This is a genomic window from Methylobacterium sp. Leaf89 (assembly GCF_001422215.1).
Classification (GTDB): Bacteria; Pseudomonadota; Alphaproteobacteria; order Rhizobiales; family Beijerinckiaceae; genus Methylobacterium.
Window position 1 is genome coordinate 43005 of record NZ_LMML01000003.1, and the last position, 25938, is coordinate 68942.

Genomic DNA, 25938 nt, shown 5'->3' on the forward strand with positions numbered 1-25938 from the left:
GTCGCCGCACGAACTGATATTCGGGTTCGAAGAGGGCGTAATCCGTGGGCGAAGACGCTGGAGGACGCGCCCGTGACCCCTTCCCCCTTCATCCATCTCGACCTGGTACGCCTGCCCGATGGCCGCGTGGGAGCCGTCGTGGGCGTCTGGAACCTGGGCGAAGCCTACGAGATCGACGTGGGCAACATCCGTGAGACCTGGTCCGCGGACGATCTGGCCCCCACCGACTAGGACGCCGGCCACGGGGCGCCCGATCCCGACACCTGAAGGAACCCGGCGCGCGCACGCCCTGACGCATCACCATCCGAGATCTCGAAAAACCCCAGGGAGGCACGGCGATGCCCAAGACGGCCATGTATGTCCTGCAAGGCGTCGATCCGGCGGTGATCGCGGCTGCTCCGTTCGACGTGAAGGTGGTCGAGGCCTACACCGATGACGGGCGGATGTTCACGCCGGCCGAGGTGCAGCAGATGGGCGGCGGCCCGGGCCAGGCCCTGCTCCTCGGCTATTTCAGCCTCGGGGAGGCCGAGGCCTACCGGGACTACTTCGCCACGATCCCGAGCGAAGCCCTCGGACCCGAGGACCCGAACTGGGCGGGCGATTTCGAAGTCGCCTACTGGACGCCGGAGTGGAAGGCCGTCGCCGAAGCCGCCATCGATCGGATGATTCAGGCGGGCTATGACGGCATCTACTTCGACGTGGTCGATGCGTTCGAATTGCCCTGGAGCCAGGCGCATGCCCCCGGGGGCGACGCCGCCGGTGCGATGCGGACGCTGGTCCAGGCGTTGAGCGCCTATGCCAAGGCCCAGGCCCCGACCTTCAAGGTCTGGGTCAACGGAGCGGAGGACCTGCTGACGGACCAAGCCTACGTCGACAGCATCGACGGGTTGTTCAAGGAGAACCTGTTCTACAACGATGACGGCTCCGCGAAGCGGCCCGCCGCCGAGACGCAGGCGAGCCTCGACCAGTTGAAGATCGCCCAGGATGCCGGCAAGGACGTCGTCGCGATCGAGTACGTGACCGGGGCGCAGAAGGTCGCCGATGTCCACGCCAAGGCCGAGGCGGCCGGGATGGGAAGCTACGTCGCCAAGCTCGATCTCATCGGCGTCGACACCGAGGGCGTTCTGCCCGGCCAGGTCATGCACGATGACGGCATCCTGCGCGATGACGGCCCCGGCGACGCGGCGGTCTTGCCCGAGCCGACACCGCCCATGCCACCCTCCGCCACGCCTCCCTCCGCCACGCCGCCGCCCGTCACGATGACGCCCCCCGGTGAGGACGGCACCGCCACGCCGGTCGGACCCAACCACCACGCCGGTGGGCAGCAGGGGCACGGGGACCCCGCGGGCAGTGATGCCCACCGCTCGCTCGCGAGCGAAGCCGGCACCGACAGCTTCGTGTTCGTAGAGGGGGGCCAGGGACCGCGGGATCCGGCCGCCGACCTGCGCGTCGAGGCCACGGCCATGATGGCCGGCGCCCCGGCGCCTCGACTGCACGAGACCGGCGATCCCGCGGACGGGACCGATCCCGGCGCGGGCATCGACGTCGCCCCGCATCAGGCCCCGCATGCGGGGCTGGCGCATCACGACATCCCGCTGTTCTGAGCGGGACGCCGCGCCTCAGCCCGCGTGGCCGGGAATCCGTGCCGGAAGCGCGGATACCGGCGGGGTGGTGCGCTTGGCCTTGGCCACCGCGATCGTGCCGCCGTCGAGGGTGACGAAGCGGATGCCCCCGCCCCGCAGGGTGTCGACCACGAGGCGGTAGCTGCGCCGGGCGACGTCCTGCGGTTCCAGCTCGATGCGCTTGATCGTCGAGATCGAGAGGCCGCTCTCCAGGGCGAGATCAGACATCGACCAGTTGAGCAGGGCTCGCGCGGCCCGGAGATGATCGGGCGTCAGGCTCCCGGTCGCGGCGATGTCACGCTCCACCGACAGCAGGGCCGACCTGCCGAGCTCCTCGCAGAGGGTCGAGAACACGATCTGGCCGAGACGCCTCTGCAATTCGTCCTCGAGGCCCGTCGGATCGGCGATGGCGATCGACGCGGGCGGCGCGTCCCCTGTGCCCGGACCGGCTCCCTTGGGAAAGACTCGCGGCGCGACGGTCCGGTCCCGATTCAAGTTTTCCAGCCAGGCAAGCGTGGGTTCAGTACAGGGCATCTGGTGACACGTGTGATGGCAACATCAGGAAAGGTTTGCAAAAGAGGAGCGGAACTATCGGCACTGTGCTGCAGCAACAGATACGACCGCGATCGCAGCTCCAGATCGATCAATTTCGCGCAAGACATTCGAAGTCTACCCCACAGCTCCATCGCGTTTTCGGCGTTCTCTTGCAGGCGAAACGACGCTGACTGAAATTCTATCAAATGACTGAAACTGTCAAATTTTCGCAAACATGATACGGTCGCGCGCGATCCCGATAGAGACGCCTGATCGCCGCTCCGATGGATGGCGAAGGCCGATTCGCAGCCGGCACCGTCGCCAAGTCGTTCCGGACGCCTCAGAGGGCGCGGCCGGTGCGGCGGGTTTCCGTCGGCGTGCGGCCGTACTGGCGGCGATAGCGCTGGCCGAAGTCGCCCATATGCACGAAGCCCCAGGAGCGGGCGATCTCGGCGACGGACAGGGACGCCTTAGCGGGCGACATCAGGTCCTGATGGACCTGCGCCAGGCGCCGCTCGAGGATGACCTGGACCGGCGTGCGCCCCAGGTCCCGGCGGAACCGGTTCTGAAGCGAGCGCACGCTGATCCCCGCCACCGCCGCGATGTCGGCCAGGGTCAGGGCCCGCGAGAGATTCGCCTCGATGTAGTCGAGCGCCCGGCCGAGGCTGCGGGAGGGGATATCCTGCGCCTGGGACGGCGCGGGAGCGTCGCGTCGGGGCCAGGCCGACAGCAACTGGTAGCTCAGGACCTCTTTGAGGAGTTGAAAGGTCAGGTCGTCGTGGCACTCGATTGCCTGGATCTGCTCCTGAACCCGCCGCAGGGTGAGAAACAAGGCCATCATGGCGGGGGTCGCCACGGAGGCCGTGAGCGCGAGATCCGGCAGGGTGCCATCGCTGCGGCCCGTCAGGGCCGCATGGGCGGCCATCAGCACACCGACACTGAACGTTCCGCTGACCGCGCTGAACGCGCCGTAGGCCTGGACCTCCCGCAGGTCGTTGAAATTGACGAGGGTCGCATGGGTCGGAACGCCGTCGACGTCTCCGGATCGGCGCCGATAGATGATGTGGCCGCTCGTCACGAAGCGGATCGTGATCAGCTGTGCGTTGAACTTCGGTTTCGTCACGAAACCGCTGGACGAGCGAGTCTCCCACAGGCTGAAGGCCTCGGTCTGACTGCCGGCGATGGCGATGTCGGGGATGGTCGAACGCAGGACGTCGAAACCGATCGCGAGTCCACCGCGATCGTTGCACAGCTGAAGTTGTCGCATCGAGGCGATGCTGGCAACGAACCGTCCCTGGGAGCGCCAGGTGACCGGCTCGGGACGCGTATGACCCGTCATGGCAACTTGCCCGATGCCCCCACCGTCCGACACGTCCTTCGGCGCGCTCTTGTCGGGATGCGTGCCAGGATGCGGCCCCTGTTAGGCAAGGTACTTCCGCCTACGCAAATAATTTGTGCGAAATCCACCCGAACGGTAAATCGCGCAGATCGTCCAACTCCGCCAAAACCAGTATCAACGCCAAAACCAAGAGTTGATAAATTGAAATTGTGAGTTGCAGATCGCTGGCGTGACTGGCCCAAACGCGCCACGCGACGCTCCGCATCTGCCCGACGCACGGGTCCGGTCGCCCGACGACCAGTGCCAATCAATCTTGAGCGCAAAATGCGTGACCTCTGGAAATCCGACCCGAAAGAGAGCGAAGGTCAGGTCCCTCGCCGACGAGCCGCGCCATGCCCGCAACGCGCTTCACGATCCTGCCGACCCCCATCGGTCCGCTGGTCCTCGCCGGACCGGACGAACGCCTCGCCTGCATCGGCCTTCCCCGCGGCAAGGGCGCGGTGATGCCGGGTCCGGACTGGCACCGGGACGACACCGCCTTCGCCCCGGCGCGCGCTCAGCTCGAAGCCTACTTCGACGGGCGCCTCATCCGCTTCGACCTCGCCCTCGCACCGCGCGGCACGCCCTTCCAGCACGCGGTCTGGCAGGCGCTTACCGAGATCCCGCCGGGGGAGACGATCAGCTACGGCGAACTCGCCCGCAGCATCGGCCGGCCGGGTGCCAGCCGCGCCGTGGGGGCAGCCAACGGCGCCAATCCCCTGCCCATCGTCGTGCCGTGCCACCGGGTCATCGGGGCCGGCGGCACCCTGACGGGCTTCGCCGGCGGCCTCGACATCAAGCGCTTCCTGCTGGCGCTGGAACGGGTCCCGGGCGCCGCGCCGGGCGGGCAGGCCAGCCTGTTCTGAGCCGGCCGCGACCGGACGGTCTCACGCCGACGGCGCGCGGGAACGGCCCCATTCCTGCCACGTCCCCGAATCGGCTCGTAGCGCCTGCAACCCTGCGCTCGCCTTCGAGGCCTGCGCCAGGATGCGGTGCGGCTCCCGCATCCGATCTGGCCGCCCGTGGCGCTTTCCTCGACGGTCGGGGCTCTCAGCGAGCTGGCGGCCACGACGTCGGCGCGGCGGAGCGCGTGATCCAGCGGAACGACGGCCGGCTCGGCGAGGCCGAACCGGCCGCGGTCCGGGCCTGACCGCCCGCTACTTCGGCAGGGCGTAGATGTTCACGTCGAGCTTCTCGTCGGCCTTGTCGTTCAAGTCCGTGACGTATTCCTCGATGAACTTGTCCTGCACGACGATGTCCTTGGCATCCAGGTAGGCGGTCAGGGTCTCGTAGGTGCCGTCGATCTCGTCGTAGGAGCCCTTGTGCGGGAAGCGCAGGGCGCGGCCGCTCGGCGTGGTGCCGAAGCGCAGGCCGTCGGCCTCGGCAGGCTTGGGGTCCGGCATCGCGGCGATCGGGATCATCGCGTCGTACTGGAAACCGTCGTCGTCGGTCTTGGCGAAGACCGCGATCGGCCGGCCCACGGCCTGGATGCCGGCCTTGGCGAGGTCGCCCTCGATGCGCTGGAACGCGGCCTTGAGGCTCGGTACCGCCTCCTCCCACTTCGTCCGCCCGGCGAGGATCGCTGCGGGCTTCGCGGGTAGCGAGACCTCGTCGACGTCGTTGGCGTCGCCGGGGGTGGCCACCAGGGTCTGCCGAGGTCCGGCCGTCGGCGTGGCGGAGGGCGCCGTTCCAGCCTGGGCCGGCACCGGGATGTCCGCCGTCCCGGGCGTCTTTGGATCGGGGTTGGTGGTGGTCGGCAGCGGGTTGGCCGCGGCCGGCGGCGTGACCGCCTGGGCCAGGGCCGGTTTCGCGGCGCAGACGGCCGACAGCGCGACGCACCCGGCGAGCACCGTGGCGAGCGGCTTGAGGCTGGAGCGGGTCAAGAAGCGGGGACGGGTCAAGGCGGTGGCTCCGGATCGGCGCGGGGCGCATCGAATCGCACACCCCCGGGCCCGTGTGGTGAAACTAGGCGCGATGCCCGCGGCCGGCGAGACGTCCCGGGTGCCGCGTCGCACGAAGCGGGCAAGGCGCGGCGCTTCTGCAACGCAGCCGCGGCGCCGGGCCCCGTGCGTGCGCGGTCGCTTTGGCCTATAGCCCCACCAGGGCCGGTCGCCCTCGTGGGGGTCCGTCGACCCGCGCGATCTCGAGCCCCCCGGACGCACGACACAGAGACAAGGCGGCATGAGCGAGCTTGCCCATCGACGGTTCCTGAAGATGCACGGAGCCGGAAACCAGATCGTGGTGCTGGACCTGCGCGGCACGCAGACGCAGGTCACGGCCGGGGAGGCGCGTGCCATCGCGGCCTATCCTCGGGCGCAGTTCGACCAGCTCATGGTGATCCACGATGCCCGTACGCCCGGCACCGACGCGTCCCTGAGGATCTACAACACCGACGGTTCGGAAGCCGGCGCCTGCGGCAACGGCACCCGCTGCGTCGCCTACGCGATGCTCGACGACCCCGCCATGGCCCGGCCGGCCGAGAGCGGGCGACTCCTCCTGGAGACCCGCGGCGGCTTGGTGGGCGTCAAGCGCGTCGCCGAGCGCTCCTTCACCGTCGACATGGGCCGCCCGAAGCTGGCCTGGGCCGAGATCCCGCTGGCCGAGCCGTTCCAGGACACCCGCCGGATCGAGCTGCAGATCGGTCCGATCGACGATCCGGTGCTGCATTCGCCCGGGGTCGTGAACATGGGCAACCCGCACGCGGTGTTCTTCGTGGATCGCGATCCCGACACCTACGACCTCGCCCGGATGGGCCCGATGCTGGAGAACCACCCGATCTTCCCGGACCGCGCCAACATTTCGGTCGCCCAGGTCCTGGGTCCGGACCGGATCAAGCTCCGGGTCTGGGAACGCGGCGCCGGATTGACGCTGGCCTGCGGCACCGCCGCCTGCGCCACGGTGGTGGCCGCTTCGCGCCTGCGCATGATCGGCCGGGGCGCCACGGTGAGCCTGCCCGGCGGCGACCTCGTCATCGAGTGGCGCGCCGACGACCACGTCCTGATGACCGGTCCGGTGGCGCTGGAATGGGACGGCAGCTTCCCGCCGGAGATCTTCTCCGCCGAAGACGCCGCCTGAGATGGCGGTCGAGACCCTGACCTTCGGCTGCCGCCTCAACACCGTCGAGTCCGAGGTCATGCGCGGGCACGCGGCGGCAGGGGCGGCCTCCGCGGACCTCGTCATCGTCAACACCTGCGCGGTGACCGCCGAGGCCGGGCGCCAGGCCCGCAAGGCCATCCGCAAGCTCGCCCGCGAACGCCCCGGCGCCGAGATCGTGGTCACCGGCTGCGGCGCCCAGGTCGAGACCGGCGCCTACGCGGCCATGCCGGAGGTGGCGCGCCTCGTCGGCAACGACGCCAAGGGCCGGGCCGAGACATGGTCCCGGCCGGTCCGGCCGGAGGCGCGCAATGCCGTCGACGACATCATGACGGTGCGCCGCGCCACGCCGACCCGGATCGCCGGCATCGCCGGGCAGACCCGGGCCTTCGTGCCCGTCCAGAACGGCTGCGATCACCGCTGCACCTTCTGCATCATCCCCTTCGGGCGCGGAAACTCGCGCTCCCTGCCCGTTTCGGATGTGGTCGATCAGGTCGCACGCATCGTCGAGGCCGGCGGGCACGAGGTGGTGCTCACCGGGGTCGACCTGACCGCTTATGGCCGCGACCTCGACGCGACCCCGAGCTTGGGATACCTGATACAGACCATCCTCGCGCAGGTGCCCGGCCTCGCTCGGCTGCGCCTCTCCTCCATCGATTCCATCGAGGCCGACGCGGCGCTGATGGCGGCGATCGCCGGCGAGGCGCGGCTGATGCCGCATTTCCATCTCTCCCTCCAGGCCGGCGACGACCTCATCCTGAAGCGGATGAAGCGGCGTCACGCCCGCGCGGACGCGATCCGATTCTGCAACACGGTCAGAGCCTTGCGCCCCGGCGTCGTCTTCGGGGCCGACCTGATCGCAGGCTTCCCCACCGAGACCGAGGCGCAGTTCGCCCGCTCCCTCGACCTCGTGGCCGAGTGCGGCCTGACGCATCTCCACATCTTCCCGTACTCCGCCCGGCCCGGCACCCCGGCGGCCCGGATGCCACCGGTGCCCGGCGACGTCATCCGGGATCGCGCGGCACGCCTGCGAGCCGCCGGCGACGCCGCTCTCGCGGCCCATCTCGCCGGCGAGGTGGGCCGGACCCGCCGGGTGCTCACGGAACGGGGCGGTCTCGGCCGCACGGACGCCTTCACGCCGGTCCGGCTCCCATCCGGGACACCGCCCGGGATCTTCGCCGACGTGACGATCGTCGGGCACGACGGCCGGGTTCTCATCGCCGCCGAAACGGATCGCAGCCGACCGGTCGACTAAGCGCGGTCCGGTCCCTGGAACCCGCACACGGCCAACCCCGCCTGCATGTGCCCCGGAGCCGGCGCTTCGACCCGGATCGGGGCCTTCTTCGGATAGAGCGGGAGCGTGAGCGCGCGGGCATGCAGCTGGAGGCCCGGGCCACCGCTGCGGGGGGCGGTGCCGTAGATCGGGTCGCCGAGGATGGGAAAGCCCATCGCGGCGCAGTGGACGCGCAGCTGATGCGTCCGCCCGGTGACCGGCGAGAGGGCGAGCCAGGTCAGGCCGCCGCCGCGCCCGAGGACCGCGAAGCGGGTGAGGGCGGCATCGCCCGCCGGGTCGACCTTCATCCACCAGGAGCGGGGATCGTCGGAGCGCCGCGCCAGGGACAGGGCGATCTCACCGGCCTCCGTCTCGGGCCCGCCCTCGACCAGGGCCCAGTAGGTCTTCTCGACCGTGCCGCTTGCGGCGAAGAGCCTGTTCAGGCGGGCAAGGGCCTTGGCGTGGCGTCCGAGAGCGAGGCAGCCCGAAGTATCGCGATCCAGGCGATGGGCTGCCTCCGGCCGGCGGGGCAGACCGAAGCGCAGGGCGTCGAGATGGTCGGTGAGAGTGGCGCCGCCTTTCGGGCCGGGATGGACCGGCAAACCCGCCGGCTTGTCGATGACGAGCACAAGGGCATCGCGGTAGAGGAGGCGCGCGCCTATGTCTGTTACGAGGGCATCGGCTGGGGGCATGGCCCTGCGCTAACCATGCCGGGTCCGGGGAGCAAGCGGGAATGAGCGAAGACAAGAGGCCGGGCTGGCTGCTGCGCAAGATGTTCGGCACCAAGGAGGAGGAGCGGCCCGCTCCGGTGCCGGTTCAACCGCCGGATCCCAAACCGGCCCCAAAGTCCGTCGTCGAGCCGGTGGTCGAACCGGCTGCGCTGCCCGTCGACTCCCCCGCCTCGCTGTCCGAGGGCCAACCGGACTTCGCCACGGCCGCGACGGACGTCTCCCACGTCCCGCCACCACCCGGCGAGCCGGGTGAGGGGACACCGGACAAGAACGCGATCCCGGACGAACTCGAGGGCGCCGACCTCCAGCCCGTGGAAGGCGCCAAGGAGCGCCCGCCCGCCGGTACGGCCGGGGACGATCCCGCTCGGGGGGCCGAGCCCGCCGACACGACGAGCCAAGCCTTCGCGCCCGAGCCGGCACAGGCAGTTCCACGCGCGCCACTGCCCGAACCTGAGCCCGAGCCCGAAGTCTCGACTCGGATTTTCATGCCGGAGCCCGACGGGGCTTCCGAAGAGCCCAAGCGCGGCTGGTGGAGCCGCCTGACGGGGGGCATGAAGCGGACCTCGTCGGCCCTGACCGAGCGCGTCACCGGTCTGTTCACCAAGCGCAAGCTCGACGCCGACACCCTGGAGGAGCTCGAAGACGCCCTGATCCAGGCGGATTTCGGCATCGAAACCGCGACTCGGATTTCGGAGGCCGTAGGCAAGGGCCGCTACGAGAAGGGTATCTCTCCGGATGCCGTCCGCGAGATTCTGGCCGCGGAGGTGGAGCGCGCGCTCACCCCCGTGGCGATTCCCTTTCGCATCGATGCCTCGAAGAAGCCTTTCGTCATCTTGATGATCGGGGTCAACGGCGCGGGCAAGACCACCACCATCGGCAAGCTCGCGCTGAAGCTCAAGGCAGAAGGGCACTCCCTGATGCTGGCCGCCGGCGACACCTTCCGGGCTGCCGCGATCGAGCAACTCAAGGTCTGGGGCCAGCGCACGCAGACGCCGGTCATCGCCCGGGCGCAGGGCGCGGACGCGGCGGGCCTCGCCTTCGATGCCTACGAGGCGGCCAAGGCGCAGGGAACCGATGTGCTCCTCATCGACACGGCGGGCCGGCTGCAGAACAAGGCAGGCCTGATGGCGGAGCTGGAAAAGATTCTCCGGGTGATCCGCAAGATCGACCCGCAAGCGCCCCATGCGGTACTTCTCGTTCTCGACGCCACCGTGGGCCAGAACGCACTGAGCCAAGTCGAGCTGTTCTCGAAGGCCGCGAACGTAACCGGCCTCGTCATGACCAAGCTCGACGGCACGGCCCGCGGCGGCATCCTGGTGGCACTCGCCGCGAAGTTCGGCCTGCCGGTGCACTTCATCGGCGTCGGCGAGGGCGTCGAGGACCTAGAGCCTTTCGCGGCTCGAGATTTCGCCCGGGCTATCGCGGGCCTGGACGCCGGGTGACGCGGCGCTCGCCCTGAAGCGCCGTGTCGCGGTAAGCCGCCACCCGGAACCCTATATGACGGATACCATGCAGATCGAAGCCATCCCCCCGCGTCGCCATCTCCCTCCGCTCCTGAAGCTCGCCCTCGAGCTCGGGCCTTTGATGGTCTTCTTCTTCGGTAACGCCTACGCCGAACGCCTCGGCGTTCACCCGGATCAGAAGCTGTTCGTGGCGACGGGCGCCTTCATCGCCGCCACCCTGGCGGCCCTGGCGGTCCATTATGCGCTGATGCGGCGCCTGCCCATCATGCCCCTGGTTTCGGGCGTGGTGGTGGTCGTGTTCGGTGGCCTGACCCTGGCGCTGCAAGACAAGACCTTCATCATGATGAAGCCGACCATCGTGAACACGCTGTTCGGCCTCGTGCTGCTGGGTGGCCTCGCCTTCCGAAAGTCCCTGCTCTCTGTCGTGCTGGATTCGATGTTCGCCCTCACGGAGGATGGATGGCGCAAGTTGACCTTCCGCTGGGGGGTATTCTTCCTCTTCCTGGCGGTTATCAACGAGGTCGTCTGGCGAACTCAGACCGAGGATTTCTGGGTCAGCTTCAAGGTCTTCGGCATCATGCCGCTGACTATCGCCTTCGCGTTGGCCCAGACTCCGCTCCTCCTGCGCCATGAGCGCAAGGCGCCGGATACGGGTTCCGCCTGATATCGCGCGGAGCCGACGGCGTTCCTCAGGCCTCGCCGAGGATACGGGCATACTCAGCCTCCGGAACGCCGTAGGACGCTCCGGCGACAGCCAGGAGGGCGGCACGATCACGGATTCCGATGCCGCCCCGGCGCATCTTCAGGGCACCGGCGAGTTCGAGCATGCGCAGCCCGGTCGTCACGCCTGCGCGCCGGACCCCGAGCATCAATGAAAGCGTCTCGTGCGTCAGGGGCAGATCCTCCCGGTCGGCTCTGTCGTGACACATCAGCAGCCAGCGGGCGAGGCGCTGCTCGATGGTGAAATGCGCATTGCAGAGACCGGCTTGCGCCAATTGCACGGCGTAGACCTGAGCGTAACGCAGAAAGTAAGCCTGCAGCGCCCGGCTCTCGGCCAATGCCGTCCGGAACGCCTCAGCCTCGATCCGCAGGGTCCGACACGGTACCTGAACGAAGGCGGTGTGCGGCGCTCTGTCGACACCGTTGAGCAAGGCAATGCCGATCATACCCTCAGGCCCAACGATCCCGGCCTCCGATTGAACGCCGTCGGGCGTGTGCGCGATCACGGAGATCATGCCCGGCTCCGGAAAATGCACGGCCGCAATCGGCTCGCCAGGGACTTCGAGCACGGCCCCTTGCTCGAATGAGCAACGAACCAGCGATGGCTGGAGACGCTCGAACTCGAGCGGCAGCAACGCGCGAAGGAGGCGGTTACGAACTTCGGATTGCAGAATGATCGACGTCACAACCCCGACAATCAATAGGCGGGCGTGCGAACGCAAGGTCACCCGCAGCCCAGACTTACCTCGAGCGACGAAGCGGACATGCCATATCGAATCTGCATTGTGAAGAGAACAACAAGTTGTATTTCCATCCGTCATCAAACGAAGCACTTATCTAGAAAAATAGAGTGCTTCATCGAAAACGGGGATAACGAGTTACGTCACACATCAATATAGATTTAGTTGAAAATATATAGCCGCAACCGACGGAGGCATGGTTCCATCCGTGATTGCCCTGTCAGCCGGGTCGGACATCGGGCGCGTCATTCACCGGTGATCGGCGCGGAATCCCTTCCTGTCTTCTCGATATTCTTACCCGTAGCTGCACCCACGACGGGACCCTCAGATGGCAGACCAGGGGACCGGGGCTCCTCTGCAAAGACACGCGCTTCGCGGCGCCGTTCAACCCTCGTGTCGCGTGAGGACATCGAGGTGATTACCGAATGGAACCGCCACGACCCAGTACCTCCTGAATATCCGGGATCAAGGGACATTGGTCCGTGATCTCCAGGGCGATGTCCGACTGGGCTTGCCTCAGGCAGGGGACCTCGTCGAACGGACTGCTCGCGACATTCGCAACCGCCCAGAGACTTATGGTGATCCGAAAAATCAGGAAGCGCCGCAGCTTCGAAGTCACGGATCCATCCGGTTTGATCCTGCTCGCGATCGCGTTTTCGACCGTGCGATCGCGTACCGTTTGGGGCAGGCACAGACATGCCTGGCCCAAGAAATTGTACGGCATAGTACAGACGCCCTCCGGTGCAGTTCCTTCAGACTTGGATCCGGCTATGAGAGACGACTGTCCCCCTGTCCGAGCAGCAAGACGTTCGACGGCTGCTCTATCGAGCCGCTACGTTTCATGCCGGTGCCGTCACAGCGATACGTTCGAAATCACCTCCTCAGCATCCTCAGCCCCGATGATTATGAGGCGATCCAATCCGTTGCGGAAGGCGTGGCGCTGGGGCGCCGGGACATCCTGATCGCCGCCAACAAATTGATCACGCACGTCTATTTCCTTGAATCGGGCATCGCCTCGGAGGTTGCCGCTACACCCGAGGGCCGGCGGATTGAGGTGTGTATCACCGGTCCCGAAGGAATCGTCGGGGTCCCGCTACTGCTCGATGTCGACCGGACGCCCCACGAGACCTTCGTGCAGATCGAGGGGGACGCGGTGCGGGTCGAGGCCGCAGCATTCCGGCGCCTCGTTGAGGAACGGCGGATCCTCAGGCGGATCGTCGGGCATTATGCCTATGCGGCTCATCTACAAACCGCCGGAACCGCGCTTTCCAACGGCAGTCATACCCTGGAGGAACGCCTCGCCCGTTGGCTCCTGATGTGCCACGATCGGGTGGACGGAGACGAGTTCCCCGTCACCCACGAGTTCCTCTCGACGATGCTCGGCGTGCGCCGCCCCGGCGTGACGACGGCGATCCATAGCCTTGAGGGGGCCGGCATGATAAAGGCTCGACGCTCGCATGTCCAAGTGCTGGACCGCGACAAGCTCAAGGCCGCGGCAGGAGACAGCTACGGCGTGCCCGAGGCGGAGTATCGCCGCCTGATCCACGCGGGGCGCTGAGCACCCGCCGGGTCACCGCGGGACGGAGGCCGCCGATCCGATGGATCGGATCTTGTCGAGCACGCCGGCATAGCTCTCCGGGGTCAGAATTCCCACGAGCTTTTCGCGAATGATCCCATCCGGTCCGATGATGAAGGTCTCCGGCACTCCGTAGACGCCGAAATCGATCCCGGTCCGTCCCTCCGCATCGAGGCCCACGGCTCGGAATGGAACGCCGTTCCGGGTCAGGAAACGACGTCCGTTCTCCGGCGTGTCCTTGTAGTCGATGCCGACCAAGTGGACGCCCGGCTCGCGCGCCAATCGCATGAGCTGCGGATGCTCGATCTGGCAGGGAGCGCACCACGAAGCCCAGAAGTTGACCACCGTGACCTTGCCGAGAAGGTCGGCACGGGAGAGGCCGGGAACCGGCGCGCCCTGCGCAATCAGGCCCGGCATCGCCGGAAGGGTGAAGGCCGGCGCCGGCTTGCCGATCAGCGCAGAGGGAATGGCCGCGGGATCGGCGCCCGAGCGCAGGCGAAGAAAAAAGATTCCGGCAAGGACTGCGAAGGTGACGAGCGGCAGGATGACCAGAAGCGATCGCCGGACCGGTGCCGGAGTCTGCAGCGAGGGGTGGGGCGCGCTCATAAGCGGACTCCCGACCCGTCTATCACCTCGCCTTGCAGCCGATCCAGTTCCCGCTTCCGGGCGCGATGATCGCGCAAGGCATGCAGGATGAGCCCGCCAATCACCAGAGCGGTGAAGGCATAGGCGCCGAGGATGTAGCCGGCGTGGTGGCCAAGGGTCATGGGCGGGACTTCACGAGTGAGGTTTCCAAAGTGCCGGTCTCTTCGGCCCGCATCGACGCGGAGCTCACAGGCTTTGAACCACCCGACCGATCGGCGCCTGCCCCATCGGCTCCTGGCTGATCGACGCCCCACGTACGGACGACGGGCTGGCATCGAGGCGTTCGGCTTCGCGTAGGGTCAGGGCCCGAACGCGCCGGCGCAGGATCTCGGTGCGCATGGCATAGAGGTGCAAGGTGACCCCGAGGATCGTGAAGGCGAGGATCATCTCGAGCAGCGGGTAGAGCATGCTGGGATCGATGGACGATCCGCCCATGCGCATGATCGAGGCCGGCTGGTGCAGGGTCGACCACCAGTTCACCGAGAACTTGATGATCGGCAGGTTCACCGCGCCGACCAGGGTCAGGATGGCGATGGCACGCGCGGCCCGGTTCGGATCTTCGATCGTTCGCCACAGGGCGATGATCCCGCAATAGATCAGGAACAGCACGAGCATCGAGGTCAGGCGCGCATCCCAGACCCAGTAGGTGCCCCACATGGGCTTGCCCCACAGCGACCCGGTCACGAGGCAGATGAGCGTGAACGCCGCTCCGATCGGCGCGGCGGCGCGCTGGGCGACGTCGGCCAGGGGGTGACGCCAGACGAGGGTTCCGATGGCCGAGATCGCCATGGCACCGTAGAAGAAGACGCCGAGCCAGGCCGCCGGCACGTGGATGTACATGATCCGTACGGTCTCGCCCTGCTGGTAATCGGGCGGCACGACGAACCAGGTGAGATACAGACCGACCCCGAGGAGCAGGCCCGACAGCCCGGCGAGCCAGGGCATCACGGGCTGGGTCCAGCGCAGGAAGTGACCGGGATGGGCAAGGCGTGTCCACATGGTCTCGCCCTCTAGCGCAGGGTGCGGTGCAGCGGCAATGCGTGGGTTACGCGCAGGAGGCGCAGCCCGGTCACGTCCTCGGGTGGTCAGCCACTGGACTGGAAGCCTTCCAGCGGTGCCACCACGCGGCAAACGAGGCCGGTGGGGCGATAATCCAACTCGATCGTGCCGCCGACGGCGCCGACGAGGCCGCGCTCGATCAGTCGCGACCCGAATCCCTTGTGCGTCGGCGGTACGACCATCGGTCCGTCCGCTTCGGACCAGATCAGCCGAACGGTCGCTCCACCCGCGGTTGCGTCCCGGTCGAGACTCCAGTGGAGGCTGACCCGCCCATCGGGAACCGAGAGCGCACCGTACTTGGCGGCGTTGGTCGCCAGCTCGTGCAGCATCAGCGCGAGGGCCAGGGCCGCCTTCGATCCGAGAAGCACTGGGGGCCCCGCGACGTCAAAGCGACCGGGTTGCCGATCGTCATGTATCGAGAGGGCGCCGCGCATCACCGCCTCCATCTCGGCGCTCTCGTGCACCCCGGCGAGCAGGATGTCGTGCGCCTTGCCGAGGGCGATGAGACGGGCGGCCAGGGCTTCCTTGGCCGCCTCGACGTCGGTGACGTTGCGCAGGGTCTGCGAGGCGATGGCCTGGACCATCGCGAGGGTGTTCTTGAGGCGGTGGCTCAATTCCCGGTTCAACGTGCGCTGCTGCTCGTCGGCTTCGACGCGGGTCAGTCCGCCCCAGGCGCGCTCCGCCACTTCGCGCGCGAACGTGATCTCGCCGGCACTCCAATCGCGGGGATGGCGATCGAGGACGTAGAGAATGCCCACGAGGCGGCCGCGCCGGAGAACCGGCACCTTGATCACGGCGCGCATCCCGAGCCGGGCATAGCCCTCCGGATCGTCGACGCGTTCGGGGGTTGCCGCGATATCGGCCACGCTGATGACGTCGCCGCGCCCCAGACGGTCGACGCTCGCGGCCAGGGTCGACCGAGATGCGGTCGGCAGGCCGACGGCGCAGGTCGGCTCCGCGTCCCCCTCGGCGGTCCAGTCCGGATTGAGCGACGCGATCTGGCCGCCGGGATCGACCTGGGCATAGCCCGCCCGGGCGACCCGGAGGGTCCGGCCCAGGCTCTCGGCCGTGGCGGAGACCACGTCGGCGTGGGTGTGCAGGTCGCGCAGGCGGTCGCCGAGGGCGATCAGCGCCTCGCGGCGGGCATCGGCCCGCTTCTCCTCCGTGATGTCCTCGATCATCGCCGTGGCGTGGACGTCGCCGCCCAGGCGCTGCGAGACCAGGTTGACCCGCGCCCAGATGATGCGCCCGTCCATGCGCCGGTAGCGCTTCTCCAGGCGGAGCTGCAGGGTCGCCCCGGTCGCGAGGCGCTCGTGCAGCGCCGCCCGGTCGTCGTCGTCCTCGGGCGGTGTCCAGCGGGCGAGGGAATGGCCGAGGATCTCGGATTCCGGCGCCCCCCAGATCTCGCAGAGCTTGGCGTTCACCGCGAGGGCGCGCACGGTCCGCGGATCGAACTGGACGATGCCGATATTGGCGCCCTGGAACACCGCGCGGAACTGGGCGCCGACGCGGTTGCGCTCGGTCAGATCGAGCATCGCGGCGATCATCCGCAGGGGGGCCCCGTCCGCGCCGCGGACCAGGGAGCCGCGGTCGAGGACCTCCGCGTACGTGCCGTCGGCGCGCCGGAACCGGTACTCCTGGCTCCAGGCCTCGACGCCGCCGGCGAGGGTCGCCTGGAGACCGGCCGCGACGCCGGGGCGATCGTGCGGGTGGATCTGGGCGAGCCACCAGGCGCTGGTCGGCACGACCTCCGACGGCGCCCAGCCGTAGGCGGTGGTCAGGGCGGCGTTCCACAGGACGGCCCCGGTGGCGAGGTCCCAGTCGCGGACGGCGTCGTTGGTGGCGCGCGCGGCGATCTCGGCCGCCCGCGCCTCGGTGACGTCCTGCACCGTGCCGACGAGGCGGGCGGGGCGGTCCTGGTCGACCACGCGTCGCGCCCGCGCCCGTATCCACAGAGGTCGTGTCGAGGTCGCGCGCCGGACCGTGCAGTCCAGCGTCCCGGACCCCGCCGGGTCGAGGGCGGCGCCGAGCGCCCGGTCCAACGCGGCGCGATCCCCGGGGTCGAGGGCCGACAGGACGGTGTCCGCGTCGGCGACCGGCCCCGGCGACGCGAGGCCGAGCAGGCTCCGGAATCCGGCGTCGCCCCGGAGGGTCCGGGTGGCGGGGTCGTAGGCGAAGAGGCCGAGGCCCGCCGAGTCCGCGGCGAGGCGCAGGAGCGTCGCCGCGTCGGACGGGGCGAAGGGGGAGTCGCCGGCGGGCTCGAAGACGGCTCCGCCCGCAGACGTCCCATCCCCGGCGGCCGGGGGCGGCGCGTCCGGGGCCTGGCCGGGCTGCTGGTCTGCGGCGGGCTGCGTCATCGGGGGCGGGCGGAGGATCGAAGCTCTGCGGAGGGGAGGGTCAGGCCGATTCGGATATCGCGAGTTCGCGCGGCGCATCCGTCTCCCGCCGATCGGGGGGCGGCTCCACCGCCACGAGGGCGCCACCGGGCGCGTAGATCGCGCCGAGCACCGTTTCGTAGTGCCGCCGGACGACGCCGTGGCACTCGCAGGCGGCGGTCTCCGCCAGCACGCGGTTGCGGATGGTGATGCGGCCGCGCCCGACCTCGATGAGGCCCTGCTGCTGCAGCGCCCGCAGGATCCGGGTGAGGTAGGTCCGCTGGACGCCCAGCATGGTGGCGAGCAATTCGTGGGTCACCGGCAGGACGTCGGTGCCGATGCGGTCCTGCAGGGTCAGGAGCCAGCGCAGGCAGCGCGACTCGATCGGGTGCAGGGCGTTGCACGCCACCGATTGCAGGACCTGGGCGAGCAGGCAGTCGGCGTAGCGGGTGAACAGGTTGCGCAGGGCCGGGGAAGACCGCTTGACCTCCTGGAGGCGCAGGGCGTCCAGGCGCAGGACCGGTCCGCCGATCTGCACGACGGCGTTCGTGGAGGCGGGCAGGAATCCACTGCTGACGACGCCGCCCACGGCGCCCTCGCGTCCCACCGTGGCGACCTCGGCGCTGCGGCCGTCGCGCATGGCGACGATGAGGGTGACCACCGTCTGCCGGCACGGGAAGGCGATGGCGGTGACGTCGCTGCCGGCCTGGAACAGGGCTTCGCCGCGGTCCCGCGAGAGGCGATCGAGATGGGGGTCGAGAAGCGCGCGATCCTCGGGCCGGAGGCCGTCGAGGAGAAGGTTGCCCGTCGATGGATCGGAGGCCGGGCCCATGCAGTGCGCTGTGTTCACCGTCTGTCTCTCCGGCCTCTAGCGCAGCGCCGTCGCGTCCGTCTGTCTAGAAGTAGACCCTGGTGAGACAATTTTGTTGTTTTGATGGGAACCCGAAGAATGGGTGCTCCGAAACGGGTCGGGCGGAGAGGCCGACCGGGGCCAGGCGCGCCCATGGCGTCCGTCGCACCTCAGCGCGCCTGTCCGGCCTCGTCGCCCTCGCCGATGCAGTCGAGAGCCCGTTCCACGGCCGTCACGGCGTCGAGGAGGTTCTGGACCGTGCGCTCGACCTCGCGGGCCGGGCGTCCCATGGCGGCGGCCCGGGCGCTCACGAGCTCCAGCTGCTCCAGGAGCGCGAAGAGGTCGTCGGCGACGGCGACCACGTCGGTGACGACGACCGGCGGAGCGGCGGGGCGGCGGAAGGGGACGACGTTGCTCATCGGCCCTATGTCTCGCGTGTTCCCGGCCAAAGCGCCAGCCTGCGCGGGCCCCGATTCCCCATCTTCACCCCCGAACCGCCGCTTCCTTGCGGAGGTGGTGAGCATTTTCGTGGCGCGGCGACATCAGTGCGGCAGGAACCGGCGACGATTCGTTAGCCTTGCGCTTGACGGGCGCGGGGCCCGGGCAGCACCACAGGCGCTGCTTTCGCCACAGGACCCGCCCCGATGCGCCTCGCTTCCCTCGCCCTCGCCGCCACCCTCCTGGGCGGCCTCTGCGCCTGCAACACCGACAGCCCGAGCGGGCGCAGCGGTCTCTCCGACGCCTTCGACACCAGCAACTATCGCCAGTCCAACGACACCAACGGCACCCAGACCCGCCGCGACGTCAACCGCCAGTACACCCAGCCGTCGATGCCCTCGATCGCCAGCCGCGGCAACTGAGCCGGCGGCGTTCCCCCCGGGGCGTGCTCCTTTCCCCGGTGAGGGAAGGGGGCATCGCGGTGGCGCCCTCCACCGCGTGGGGGACCGGAGCGGCGTGGCCCGACGCCGTCCAGCCGGGGTGATCGCAAGGACCGGTTCGCGCGCCGGAACGGTTGCCGTCGCCCACCCTCTTCCCGGGGCCGCGCAGCGGAGCCCGGACCCGAAGGGGCGCGCCTCTGGCGATCCTGAATGACGGTGGGCCTTTGTCGGCGATCACCACGCCCGGAAGCCGGAACGGGCCAGCGTCGCCCGACGCACGGCCTGGATGCAGGGCGCGTCCCTCTCCCCCCTCGCGGGGAGAGGTTCGGCGTGGGCGTGCTGGGGTGCCCCTCAGGCCGAGGAGGCCAGGGTCAAAACCCAATCCGCGCGACCCTGCGAAGGGCTGCCGCGGGTGGGCAGCGGAAGTTAAGTCGACGGCTGGAAGCGGACCTTCGGCTATGCGCCCATCTCGGCCATCAGGTTGTTGCCCGTTATTTCCAAAAGCTGCCGTTCACTGGAACGGGCGTGGACGATTAGCCGGGCTGGATTTTGCCGACCGCGTCGTTGAGATTTTCGTTCCTCGCCACCGTCAGGGGAAATCCGGTAAGGTTGAAAATTTTCGAAAGGAGTTCAACGCACACCGTAGGCTGGTCGCCACTCGTCGCATTTCGAAAGGTGAAAAGTCCTTTGATCGCCGGCAGGACCGACATCGCCATGCCCTCGATCTGAACATCGGTTGAGCCAATTTCCATCGCCTGGAAGATCGCGCCCAGTGCCGCTGCCAGCTTGCCGCGCAGAAGCACACTTTCGTCGATGCCGCGCCCGGGCGCAGCGTAGCGCAGCGCGCGGACGAACTCGGGATATGCGGTGGCGATTTGCGCCGGCGGTAAAGCGGCAAGGCGTTCTGCCTCGGCGCTCGCACGAGCGGGTTTGCCGGCCCCGGTCGAGGTGTCAGCGAAGTAGTTCTCGATAGCGCCACGACGGAGGAAAAAGCAACCGAGCTTTTCGAGACTGTCAAGCAGTACGCCATAGCGGGCGGCCAGTGCTGCCATCCTTGCATCGAGGTCACCGGTAAACGCTGAGGGTTGGGTGAGAAGTTGAGCCGATGCACACCGCCGACGCTTTACATCTGGATCCTGTTTGTCTGACCAGTAAGGATAGGCTGCGATCGCCAAATCAATTGCGGCGGCGCTCGTCGCTATCAGCCCCGCGAGTTCGGACCGCAGCTTGCCATCAAGGTCGATGAGCGAAGAATGACCGCTCGCGTTGGCGATCGCTTTCGCCTCGTCGGAGCTGCTGAAATCATTCACTAAACTGTTGTCGTCGACAAAGGCGTCGAGATCGGCAAGCACGGTGACCCGTATGCCGATTTCGGTGAAAAGCTTCCTTGCCTCGCGGAATTCGCCCTTGCCGAGCGCGGGGAGGATCTGGGTATTGCGCGCCTCGATCTTCATGCCAAGGCGCTGGGCGGTCCGCGCCGCGACGATCTCGTCGCTTGGTCCTTCGACCAGGAGGATGCGTTCGGCAAACAGCGCCTGCCGGTGGGACAGGCTCGTGCGTACGACAAATTGCGCGAGCTTCGACGACTGAAGCAGCCCGTTGGCGGGATCGATTTGGCGGCAATCGGCGTCGCCACCGAAGAACACGATGCTGGGAAGGTCGGCGAGCGAACGGAGAGGCAGGAACGAAGGCGAGTGTGTCGAAATCACGATCCGCTTCTTGCCCTTATGGCCCCAGTCGCCGGCGACTGATTCCATTTCTTCGAAGATGAACGCCTGCAGCTGCGGATGGAGCGAGATTTCGGGCTCGTCGACAATGAGAGTGCCGATGGTGTCGTCGTAGATTGCGGATAGGAGCGAAACGAGCTGGGTAATGCCGCTAGCCTCGAGCCCAGAGTGATATCGCGCGTCGCCGGACATAGCGATAAATGACACTCCGAGCCCTCGTTGACCCCATTGAAAGTCTATCCCGCGGTCAAAGAGCTGTTGCAGCCGCGTTTCGACCTTTATTCGCAAATCGGGACGATGATCGAGGTTCATCAGGTCGCCCACGACACTCTCGATGTCGTACCAACTGGAGCGGTAACTGACGTCTCCGTAATATGCCTCGCCACTGTTCGAACCTACACCAGGAGAATCGATTGCTGCGCGGAAACGCTCGATTGGGCCGGTACGCCCCGCCGGGAGGAAACGGACATGGCCGGCTCCCACACCGCGCGCGCGAATTGCTCGTTGGATGGACCGCAGAGCCCTAGTCTTACCGCTGCCGTTGGGTCCGACGAGGGTGGTGATGCCCGGGCGGATCGTGACCGTGCCGCCGGGCTTCCCCGATATGACATCCAGCGGAATCGTAATGTCGGTCGTCGGAGCTGCAGCAGCAGCGGGAGGAGGGAGGTCTGCTCCGGGATAGTGGGGCACGAGAACCTTTTGGGATCGAAGCTGGCTTTCTGCATCTGTTGCAGCGACGCAGTACGACGGCAATGGGGTCTATTGCGAAGTGACAGCTTTCGCAGTCCCCTCGCTCAAAGCCAGACGGTCAGCTTGCGGCCGGCCTTGGTCATTCAGAGCCGCTCAGATTGCCAGGAAGCAGACCTACTGAAGTTCTGAGAAGGGTCGGGTTCAGCCCCTCGCAGGGCCAAGCCGATGGGGTTTTCGACCCGAGCGGCGCCGCCCCCGCCTCCCAACAGGGGGGAGGCGGGTGCTCCATCCCCCCACCCTCAGTTCTTCGCCAGCGCGTCCGCGAAGGCGATCATGCGGTTGCGGGCGTAGGTCGGCAGGCCGGCGCTGATCGAGGTGCCGGTGTTGAAGGACGAGTTGCCCATCAGCACCTGGGCCGGCAGCAGGTTCTTGAGCACCGGCACGCGGGCATATTCCTGCTTGCGGTCGAGGACGTCGCCCTTGATCGCCAGGGCCACGTAGGTGGTCACCACGGTCTTGGCCGGATCGCCCGGCATGGGCTGGAACACCGCCAGGAACTTGCCGAAGCGCAGGATCTGGTTGACCCAGAAGATCGTCTGCTCCAGCCCGCCCGTCACCGGCGTGTCGAGCTTGGTGAGGTTGCCCAGCGCCGCGATCTCCGCCGGGGGCAGGGTGCGCAATTCGCTCTGGAACGAGACGAACTCGGCGATCTTCTTCGAGGCCCCGTCCTCCAGCCGGTTGGCGAGCTTCACGCCCAGCGGCAGCTTGCCTTCGAGGTCGTAGCGCGATTCGATGCAGGTGGTGCCGACCTCGCACCAGGGCCGGTCGGGGCGCTTGGCGAAGGCGGCCGCCGGGTCCTTGTTCGGCGTCGCGTCGGCCGGGTTCAGGGCCTTGTGCTTGATGACCGGGTCCATCTTGGCGACGAAGCCGAGGGTGGCGTAGGCGGCGAGGTCGATGCTCTCCGGGGCCTTGGCCACCACGAAGCGCCCCTGCGCCACGTAGACCTTCAGGGTCTCGTGCCGGCGCTTGGCGACGCCGTTCAGGGTCTGCACGTAATCGGGCTCGACATAGCCCGGATGCGGCGCCAGGGCCGCCCGCTCGCCGGGGCGCAGCTTACCCCAGTCGAGATAGGGCACGAGGCCGTTCTCGGGCTTGGCCGGATCGTCGCGATGGTCGGTGAACAGGATGGTGCCGGGCTTCAGCCCGGCGACGCCGGCCGCCTCGATGGCGGGCACGTCCTTGATCCGCTCCGAGACCGCCGGGCTCGCGGGCGGCTGGAGCTTGATGCCCTCCTGGGCGAGGGCCGGGCGGACGGCGCCCCCCGTCAGGGCGAGGGCGAGGAGAAGGGTTGCCGGAAGCGGTCTGTGCACGTCGGGGCCTCGGGGGTCGGCAAGAGGGGGTCGGCAAGAGGGGGTCGGCAAGAGGGGGTCGGCAAGAGGGGGTCGGCAATGGGGGGTCGGCAAAGGGGGTCGGGGCCGTGCCCCGGGCGGAGCGCCCTCAGAAGCGCGGCTCGTCGCCGAACAGGTAGTCGGGATCGCGGCGGCGCTGGCGCGGCCGGATCTCCTCCTCGTCGCCGAAGGGCGAGCGCTGCGTGCCCGGCCAGGGCTGGTAGGTCTCGGACTGGGCCCGGCGGTTGCGCCGCTCGCCGTAGGGATCGAGGAGGTCGCTCTCGGGCTGGGCCCGGCGCCGATCGTCGTCCGGCTGGCCCCGCAGGCCGCCGAACAGGCCCCCGGCCAGGTCGGGGGCGTCGTCCTCGGCGCCGAGGTCGCCGTCCTCGGGATCGGGCCGCATGGCGGTCCGGGTCTCGCGGGGCAGCAGCTTGTACTGGGTGTCGGCCATGCGGCCGTCCTTGATCCGGAAATGCTCCAGGACGCCGCCGCCGTCGACGCGCTGGCCGCTGCGCGGATCGATGCTGGCCTCGAGGAGGTCCTGGCGCGCCTCCGGGGAGGGCGGGGCCAGGGCCGTGCGCGGCACGCCGTTGGCCCAGGCCGCCTGGAGGATGGTGCCGGCGATGGGCACCGCGAGGTGGCCGCCGGTCTGCCCGCGCCCGAGGGTGCGGCGGGTGCCGTCGGCATTGTCGTAGCCGACCCAGACCACGATGGTGATCTCGTTGGTGAAGCCGGCGAACCAGGCGTCGTTCTCGTTCTCCGAGGTGCCGGTCTTGCCCGCGATCGACGACGAGAACCGGGCGAGCGCCGCGGCCGTGCCGTGGTTCGTCACCCCCTGCAGCATGGTCTTGAGCTGGTAGAACGCCACCCGGTCGGCCGAACCGATCCGGGTCGGGGCCCGGGCCTCGCGGGTGTAGAGGGTCTTGCCGTCGCGCTCGACCGACTCCAGGGCGTAGGGCGCGGGCCGGGCGCCCTCGTTGGCCACCGCGGCGTAGAACGCGGCGAGGTCCACCATCCGTACGGGCTGCGCGCCGAGCACGAAGGGATAGTAGCGCTCGCACTCGGCGTAGATCTGCGCCTCCAGGGCGAGGTCGCAGACCTTCTGCAGGCTGGCCGGCGCCTTGTCGGCGATGCCGCCCTGGAGCAGGCGGGCGGTGACGAGGTTCTTGGAGAATTCCAGGCCCCGGCGCAGGGTCGTGGCCCCGGCCCCCGTGCCCTCGTAGTTCTTGGGCGACCAGGAATCGCCGACGCCGCCGATGGGCGGCAGGGTGATGGCGGAATCCAGCACCAGGGTGTTGGGCTGCAGGCCGGCATTGAGCGCGGCCAGATAGGTGAGGGGCTTCAAGGTCGAGCCCGGCTGGCGCACGGTCTGGGTGACGCGATTGAGCTGGCTCACCGGATAGGAGAAGCCGCCCGCCATGGCGAGGATGCGCCCGGTCCGGTTCTCCAGCACCAGGGCGGCGCCCTGGACGCTTGGCCGGACCCGCAGGTCGGCGCGCGGCGCCTTCGCGTTCGGATCGCGCAGCTTGACCCGCACCACGTCGTAGGGCTGGAGCTTTCCGCGCGCCGGGCCGGGCTCGAGGCTGGCGGTGCGGCCGTCGGCGAGGCCGACCTTCGCGGTGCCGCCGCGCCCGGTATCCAGGACCACGGCCAGAGGCCAGTGCACGTCGTAGAGGACGGGCCGGGCGGTCTCCAGCGCCCGCTGCCAGGCCGGCTTGGGGCGCTCGACCTTGGGCGCGGCCTGCTCCGCCGCCTTCTCGGCGGCGGCGGCGGCCTTGCGCTCCGCCTTCGTCTTCGGGGCCGGCTTCGGAGCCGGGGCAGCGGCCGGCTTGACCGGATCGCCCGTGAGGAGGGGGACGCCCAGGGGCGAGGCCTCGGCGGCGGGGATCGCGGCCTCGAGCTTGCGCACGGCCTCGGCGAGGTTGAGCTCCGGCCCCTCGTAGCGGGCGCGCCCGGTGGCGCGCTCGTAGGTGGAGAGGCCTTCCTGCAGGGCGGTCTCGGTGGCGGTCTGCAGGCCGGCGTTGATCGTGGAGCGCACCACGTGGCTGGCGGCGGTGAGGGAGTCGACGCCCGCGAAGGTGCGCACCTCCCGGGCCAGGTGGTCGACGAAGTAGAAGCCGGAATCGCGCCGGACCGCGTCGATCGGCTTCAGGCCGAGGGGCGCGTTGGCGGCCTCGCCGAGCTGCGCCTCGGTGATGACGCCCTCCTCCTTCATGCGCGCCAGCACGTAGGCCCGGCGCTCGCGCGCCCGGTCGGGGTACTTGTCGGGGCTGTAGAAGTTCGGGCCCTTGGGCATGCCGGCCAGCAGCGCGGCCTCCGTCACGGTGAGCTGGCCCACCGATTTGCCGAAATAGCTGCGCGCGGCCATCTCGATGCCGTAGGCGCCGCGGCCGAGATAGATGCCGTTGAGGTAGAGCTCCAGGATCTGCGGCTTGCCCAGGATGTGCTCCAGGCGGGAGGCCACGATCATCTCGCGGATCTTGCGCTCGTAGGTGACGTCGTCGCCGACCGAGAGGTTCTTGACCACCTGCTGGGTGATGGTGGAGCCGCCGGCCGGGCGGCCCGGGGAGGCGAGGTTGCCGATGAAGGCGCGGATCACCCCGCGCTCGTCGATGCCCCGGTGGGTCTCGAAGCGCTTGTCCTCGGCCGCCACGAAGGCCTTCTGCACCATCGTGGGCACCTCGGCGATGGGCACGCTGAGGCGCCGGCCGTTGGCCTCGAAGGCCTCGGCGTAGCGCTTGCCCGATCCGTCGAGGATCAGGGAGGCGCCGGGGAGCTTGCGCTCCTTCAGGGCCTCGGCCGAGGGCAGGTCGGCCACCGCCTTGTTGTAGAAGGCGATGACCTCGGCGGCGTCGAAGGGCGAGTCCTTGGGGGTCTCGCCCTTGCAGAACTGGCGGTAGCTGACGTTGAGCTCGCCGATGTCGAGGCCGTGCAGGATCTTGGGGGCGCTCGCGCCCGCCACCGCGCTGGGGTCCTCCATGGCGGTGGAGATCAGCTCGTCGAGGTTGATGTCCTCGATGTCGAAGGCCTTGCGCATGTGGGCGCAGCCGTCGCGCAGGATCTGCACCACCTGGGCCTTGTCGGCCACGGGATCGAACTGCGTCTTCACCGCATCCGGCCGCGTCGTGACCTGACTGAGCGTCAGCGCCGTGGCGAACAGCTTGATCAGGATGATGTTCATGCGGGCCGGGATACC

The 25938-nt window shown here is 68.7% G+C and carries 23 protein-coding genes; 9 read left to right on the forward strand and 14 right to left on the reverse strand.

Annotated elements, in window-relative coordinates; genetic code table 11:
• Positions 1–72: 72 nt before the first annotated feature.
• Both ASF18_RS23400 and ASF18_RS24185 read left to right on the forward strand, forming a co-directional pair.
• Positions 73–231, forward strand: coding sequence for a hypothetical protein (locus ASF18_RS23400; RefSeq protein ID WP_156375565.1), 159 nt, complete (start codon positions 73–75; stop codon positions 229–231).
• A gap of 107 nt (positions 232–338) precedes the next feature.
• A complete protein-coding gene (locus ASF18_RS24185; protein ID WP_056348383.1) occupies positions 339–1604 on the forward strand; it encodes an endo alpha-1,4 polygalactosaminidase in 1266 nt (421 codons plus the stop codon).
• A gap of 15 nt (positions 1605–1619) precedes the next feature.
• Here ASF18_RS24185 and ASF18_RS00575 read toward each other — a convergent pair whose 3' ends face one another.
• Together ASF18_RS00575 and ASF18_RS00580 are read right to left on the reverse strand one after the other, a co-directional pair.
• Positions 1620–2000: a helix-turn-helix transcriptional regulator gene (locus ASF18_RS00575; RefSeq protein ID WP_156649527.1), complete on the reverse strand. Its 381-nt coding sequence runs from the start codon at positions 1998–2000 to the stop codon at positions 1620–1622.
• A gap of 496 nt (positions 2001–2496) precedes the next feature.
• Positions 2497–3423 (reverse strand): helix-turn-helix domain-containing protein, encoded by a 927-nt coding sequence (locus ASF18_RS00580; protein ID WP_162239145.1) that lies wholly within the window; start codon positions 3421–3423, stop codon positions 2497–2499.
• A 464-nt stretch (positions 3424–3887) separates the two neighbouring features.
• Between ASF18_RS00580 and ASF18_RS00585 the strand changes: the two genes are divergently transcribed.
• Positions 3888–4400, forward strand: coding sequence for a methylated-DNA--[protein]-cysteine S-methyltransferase (locus ASF18_RS00585; protein WP_056219967.1), 513 nt, complete (start codon positions 3888–3890; stop codon positions 4398–4400).
• A 291-nt stretch (positions 4401–4691) separates the two neighbouring features.
• Here the strand turns inward: ASF18_RS00585 and ASF18_RS00590 are convergent, their stop codons facing one another.
• Positions 4692–5363, reverse strand: coding sequence for a GyrI-like domain-containing protein (locus tag ASF18_RS00590; protein ID WP_244472519.1), 672 nt, complete (start codon positions 5361–5363; stop codon positions 4692–4694).
• 352 nt (positions 5364–5715) lie between these two features.
• Here ASF18_RS00590 and dapF point away from each other — a divergent pair, with 352 nt between their 5' ends.
• Complete coding sequence (dapF, locus tag ASF18_RS00595; RefSeq protein ID WP_056348388.1) at positions 5716–6609, forward strand: diaminopimelate epimerase; 894 nt, start codon at positions 5716–5718, stop codon at positions 6607–6609.
• A 1-nt stretch (position 6610) separates the two neighbouring features.
• Positions 6611–7882: a tRNA (N(6)-L-threonylcarbamoyladenosine(37)-C(2))-methylthiotransferase MtaB gene (gene mtaB / locus ASF18_RS00600; RefSeq protein ID WP_056348391.1), complete on the forward strand. Its 1272-nt coding sequence runs from the start codon at positions 6611–6613 to the stop codon at positions 7880–7882.
• Here the strand turns inward: mtaB and ASF18_RS00605 are convergent.
• A complete protein-coding gene (locus tag ASF18_RS00605) occupies positions 7879–8592 on the reverse strand; it encodes an RluA family pseudouridine synthase (RefSeq protein WP_056348394.1) in 714 nt (237 codons plus the stop codon). The two genes, mtaB and ASF18_RS00605, sit on opposite strands and share 4 nt — an antisense overlap.
• Before the next feature lie 41 nt (positions 8593–8633).
• On the opposite strand from ASF18_RS00605, the gene ftsY reads away from it, so the two are divergent.
• Both ftsY and ASF18_RS00615 read left to right on the forward strand, forming a co-directional pair.
• Positions 8634–10073 carry a signal recognition particle-docking protein FtsY gene (gene ftsY / locus ASF18_RS00610; RefSeq protein WP_056348397.1) on the forward strand — a complete coding sequence of 480 codons (1440 nt, stop codon included), beginning with the start codon at positions 8634–8636 and terminating at the stop codon, positions 10071–10073.
• 67 nt (positions 10074–10140) lie between these two features.
• Positions 10141–10758, forward strand: coding sequence for a septation protein A (locus ASF18_RS00615; protein WP_056220417.1), 618 nt, complete (start codon positions 10141–10143; stop codon positions 10756–10758).
• Between the two features lie 25 nt (positions 10759–10783).
• On the opposite strand, the gene ASF18_RS00620 is transcribed toward ASF18_RS00615, so the two are convergent.
• On the reverse strand, positions 10784–11500 hold the full coding sequence (locus ASF18_RS00620) for a Crp/Fnr family transcriptional regulator (protein WP_244472508.1): 717 nt from the start codon (positions 11498–11500) through the stop codon (positions 10784–10786).
• An 895-nt stretch (positions 11501–12395) separates the two neighbouring features.
• Between ASF18_RS00620 and ASF18_RS00630 the strand changes: the two genes are divergently transcribed.
• Complete coding sequence (locus ASF18_RS00630) at positions 12396–13112, forward strand: Crp/Fnr family transcriptional regulator (protein WP_056348404.1); 717 nt, start codon at positions 12396–12398, stop codon at positions 13110–13112.
• Between the two features lie 12 nt (positions 13113–13124).
• Here the strand turns inward: ASF18_RS00630 and ASF18_RS00635 are convergent, their stop codons facing one another.
• From ASF18_RS00635 to ASF18_RS00660, 6 genes are all read right to left on the reverse strand, one after another.
• Positions 13125–13736: a DsbE family thiol:disulfide interchange protein gene (locus ASF18_RS00635; RefSeq protein WP_056348407.1), complete on the reverse strand. Its 612-nt coding sequence runs from the start codon at positions 13734–13736 to the stop codon at positions 13125–13127.
• On the reverse strand, positions 13733–13897 hold the full coding sequence (ccmD, locus tag ASF18_RS00640; RefSeq protein ID WP_056270397.1) for a heme exporter protein CcmD: 165 nt from the start codon (positions 13895–13897) through the stop codon (positions 13733–13735). The genes ASF18_RS00635 and ccmD overlap by 4 nt, the downstream gene beginning before the upstream one ends.
• Positions 13898–13961: 64 nt before the next feature.
• The gene (locus ASF18_RS00645) at positions 13962–14774 is read right to left on the reverse strand and encodes a heme ABC transporter permease (RefSeq protein ID WP_056219994.1); all 813 of its coding nucleotides are present in this window, start codon (positions 14772–14774) and stop codon (positions 13962–13964) included.
• An 86-nt stretch (positions 14775–14860) separates the two neighbouring features.
• Positions 14861–17191 (reverse strand): PAS domain-containing protein, encoded by a 2331-nt coding sequence (locus tag ASF18_RS00650; protein WP_082486890.1) that lies wholly within the window; start codon positions 17189–17191, stop codon positions 14861–14863.
• Between the two features lie 40 nt (positions 17192–17231).
• The gene (locus ASF18_RS00655; RefSeq protein WP_056219997.1) at positions 17232–18041 is read right to left on the reverse strand and encodes a Crp/Fnr family transcriptional regulator; all 810 of its coding nucleotides are present in this window, start codon (positions 18039–18041) and stop codon (positions 17232–17234) included.
• A 188-nt stretch (positions 18042–18229) separates the two neighbouring features.
• Positions 18230–18478, reverse strand: coding sequence for a hypothetical protein (locus ASF18_RS00660; protein ID WP_056348412.1), 249 nt, complete (start codon positions 18476–18478; stop codon positions 18230–18232).
• Positions 18479–18703: 225 nt separating this feature from the next.
• Here ASF18_RS00660 and ASF18_RS00665 point away from each other — a divergent pair, with 225 nt between their 5' ends.
• Positions 18704–18919, forward strand: a complete 216-nt coding sequence (locus ASF18_RS00665) for a hypothetical protein (protein ID WP_056220003.1) — start codon at positions 18704–18706, stop codon at positions 18917–18919.
• Positions 18920–19470: 551 nt separating this feature from the next.
• Here ASF18_RS00665 and ASF18_RS00670 read toward each other — a convergent pair.
• The 3 genes from ASF18_RS00670 to ASF18_RS00680 all read right to left on the reverse strand — a co-directional run bounded on the left by ASF18_RS00670 (position 19471) and on the right by ASF18_RS00680 (position 25923).
• Entirely contained in the window at positions 19471–21354 is a 1884-nt protein-coding gene (locus ASF18_RS00670; RefSeq protein WP_162239147.1) for an AAA family ATPase, read from the reverse strand.
• A 299-nt stretch (positions 21355–21653) separates the two neighbouring features.
• A complete protein-coding gene (locus ASF18_RS00675) occupies positions 21654–22724 on the reverse strand; it encodes a hypothetical protein (RefSeq protein WP_056270401.1) in 1071 nt (356 codons plus the stop codon).
• A gap of 127 nt (positions 22725–22851) precedes the next feature.
• Positions 22852–25923, reverse strand: coding sequence for a transglycosylase domain-containing protein (locus ASF18_RS00680; RefSeq protein ID WP_056348418.1), 3072 nt, complete (start codon positions 25921–25923; stop codon positions 22852–22854).
• Positions 25924–25938: the final 15 nt, after the last annotated feature.

What these genes read in the sequence shown, in the direction of transcription:
- ASF18_RS00660 (WP_056348412.1), bottom strand. Translation starts at nt 18,478, where the DNA reads ATGAGCAACGTCGTCCCCTTCCGCCGCCCCGCCGCTCCGCCGGTCGTC.
- ASF18_RS00680 (WP_056348418.1), bottom strand. Translation starts at nt 25,923, where the DNA reads ATGAACATCATCCTGATCAAGCTGTTCGCCACGGCGCTGACGCTCAGT.
- ftsY (WP_056348397.1), top strand. Translation starts at nt 8,634, where the DNA reads ATGAGCGAAGACAAGAGGCCGGGCTGGCTGCTGCGCAAGATGTTCGGC.
- ASF18_RS00650 (WP_082486890.1), bottom strand. Translation starts at nt 17,191, where the DNA reads ATGACGCAGCCCGCCGCAGACCAGCAGCCCGGCCAGGCCCCGGACGCG.
- ASF18_RS00615 (WP_056220417.1), top strand. Translation starts at nt 10,141, where the DNA reads ATGCAGATCGAAGCCATCCCCCCGCGTCGCCATCTCCCTCCGCTCCTG.
- ccmD (WP_056270397.1), bottom strand. Translation starts at nt 13,897, where the DNA reads ATGACCCTTGGCCACCACGCCGGCTACATCCTCGGCGCCTATGCCTTC.
- ASF18_RS00585 (WP_056219967.1), top strand. Translation starts at nt 3,888, where the DNA reads ATGCCCGCAACGCGCTTCACGATCCTGCCGACCCCCATCGGTCCGCTG.
- ASF18_RS00645 (WP_056219994.1), bottom strand. Translation starts at nt 14,774, where the DNA reads ATGTGGACACGCCTTGCCCATCCCGGTCACTTCCTGCGCTGGACCCAG.
- ASF18_RS00635 (WP_056348407.1), bottom strand. Translation starts at nt 13,736, where the DNA reads ATGAGCGCGCCCCACCCCTCGCTGCAGACTCCGGCACCGGTCCGGCGA.
- ASF18_RS00665 (WP_056220003.1), top strand. Translation starts at nt 18,704, where the DNA reads ATGCGCCTCGCTTCCCTCGCCCTCGCCGCCACCCTCCTGGGCGGCCTC.
- ASF18_RS00580 (WP_162239145.1), bottom strand. Translation starts at nt 3,423, where the DNA reads ATGCGACAACTTCAGCTGTGCAACGATCGCGGTGGACTCGCGATCGGT.
- ASF18_RS24185 (WP_056348383.1), top strand. Translation starts at nt 339, where the DNA reads ATGCCCAAGACGGCCATGTATGTCCTGCAAGGCGTCGATCCGGCGGTG.
- ASF18_RS00605 (WP_056348394.1), bottom strand. Translation starts at nt 8,592, where the DNA reads ATGCCCCCAGCCGATGCCCTCGTAACAGACATAGGCGCGCGCCTCCTC.
- dapF (WP_056348388.1), top strand. Translation starts at nt 5,716, where the DNA reads ATGAGCGAGCTTGCCCATCGACGGTTCCTGAAGATGCACGGAGCCGGA.
- ASF18_RS00630 (WP_056348404.1), top strand. Translation starts at nt 12,396, where the DNA reads ATGCCGGTGCCGTCACAGCGATACGTTCGAAATCACCTCCTCAGCATC.
- ASF18_RS00655 (WP_056219997.1), bottom strand. Translation starts at nt 18,041, where the DNA reads ATGGGCCCGGCCTCCGATCCATCGACGGGCAACCTTCTCCTCGACGGC.
- mtaB (WP_056348391.1), top strand. Translation starts at nt 6,611, where the DNA reads ATGGCGGTCGAGACCCTGACCTTCGGCTGCCGCCTCAACACCGTCGAG.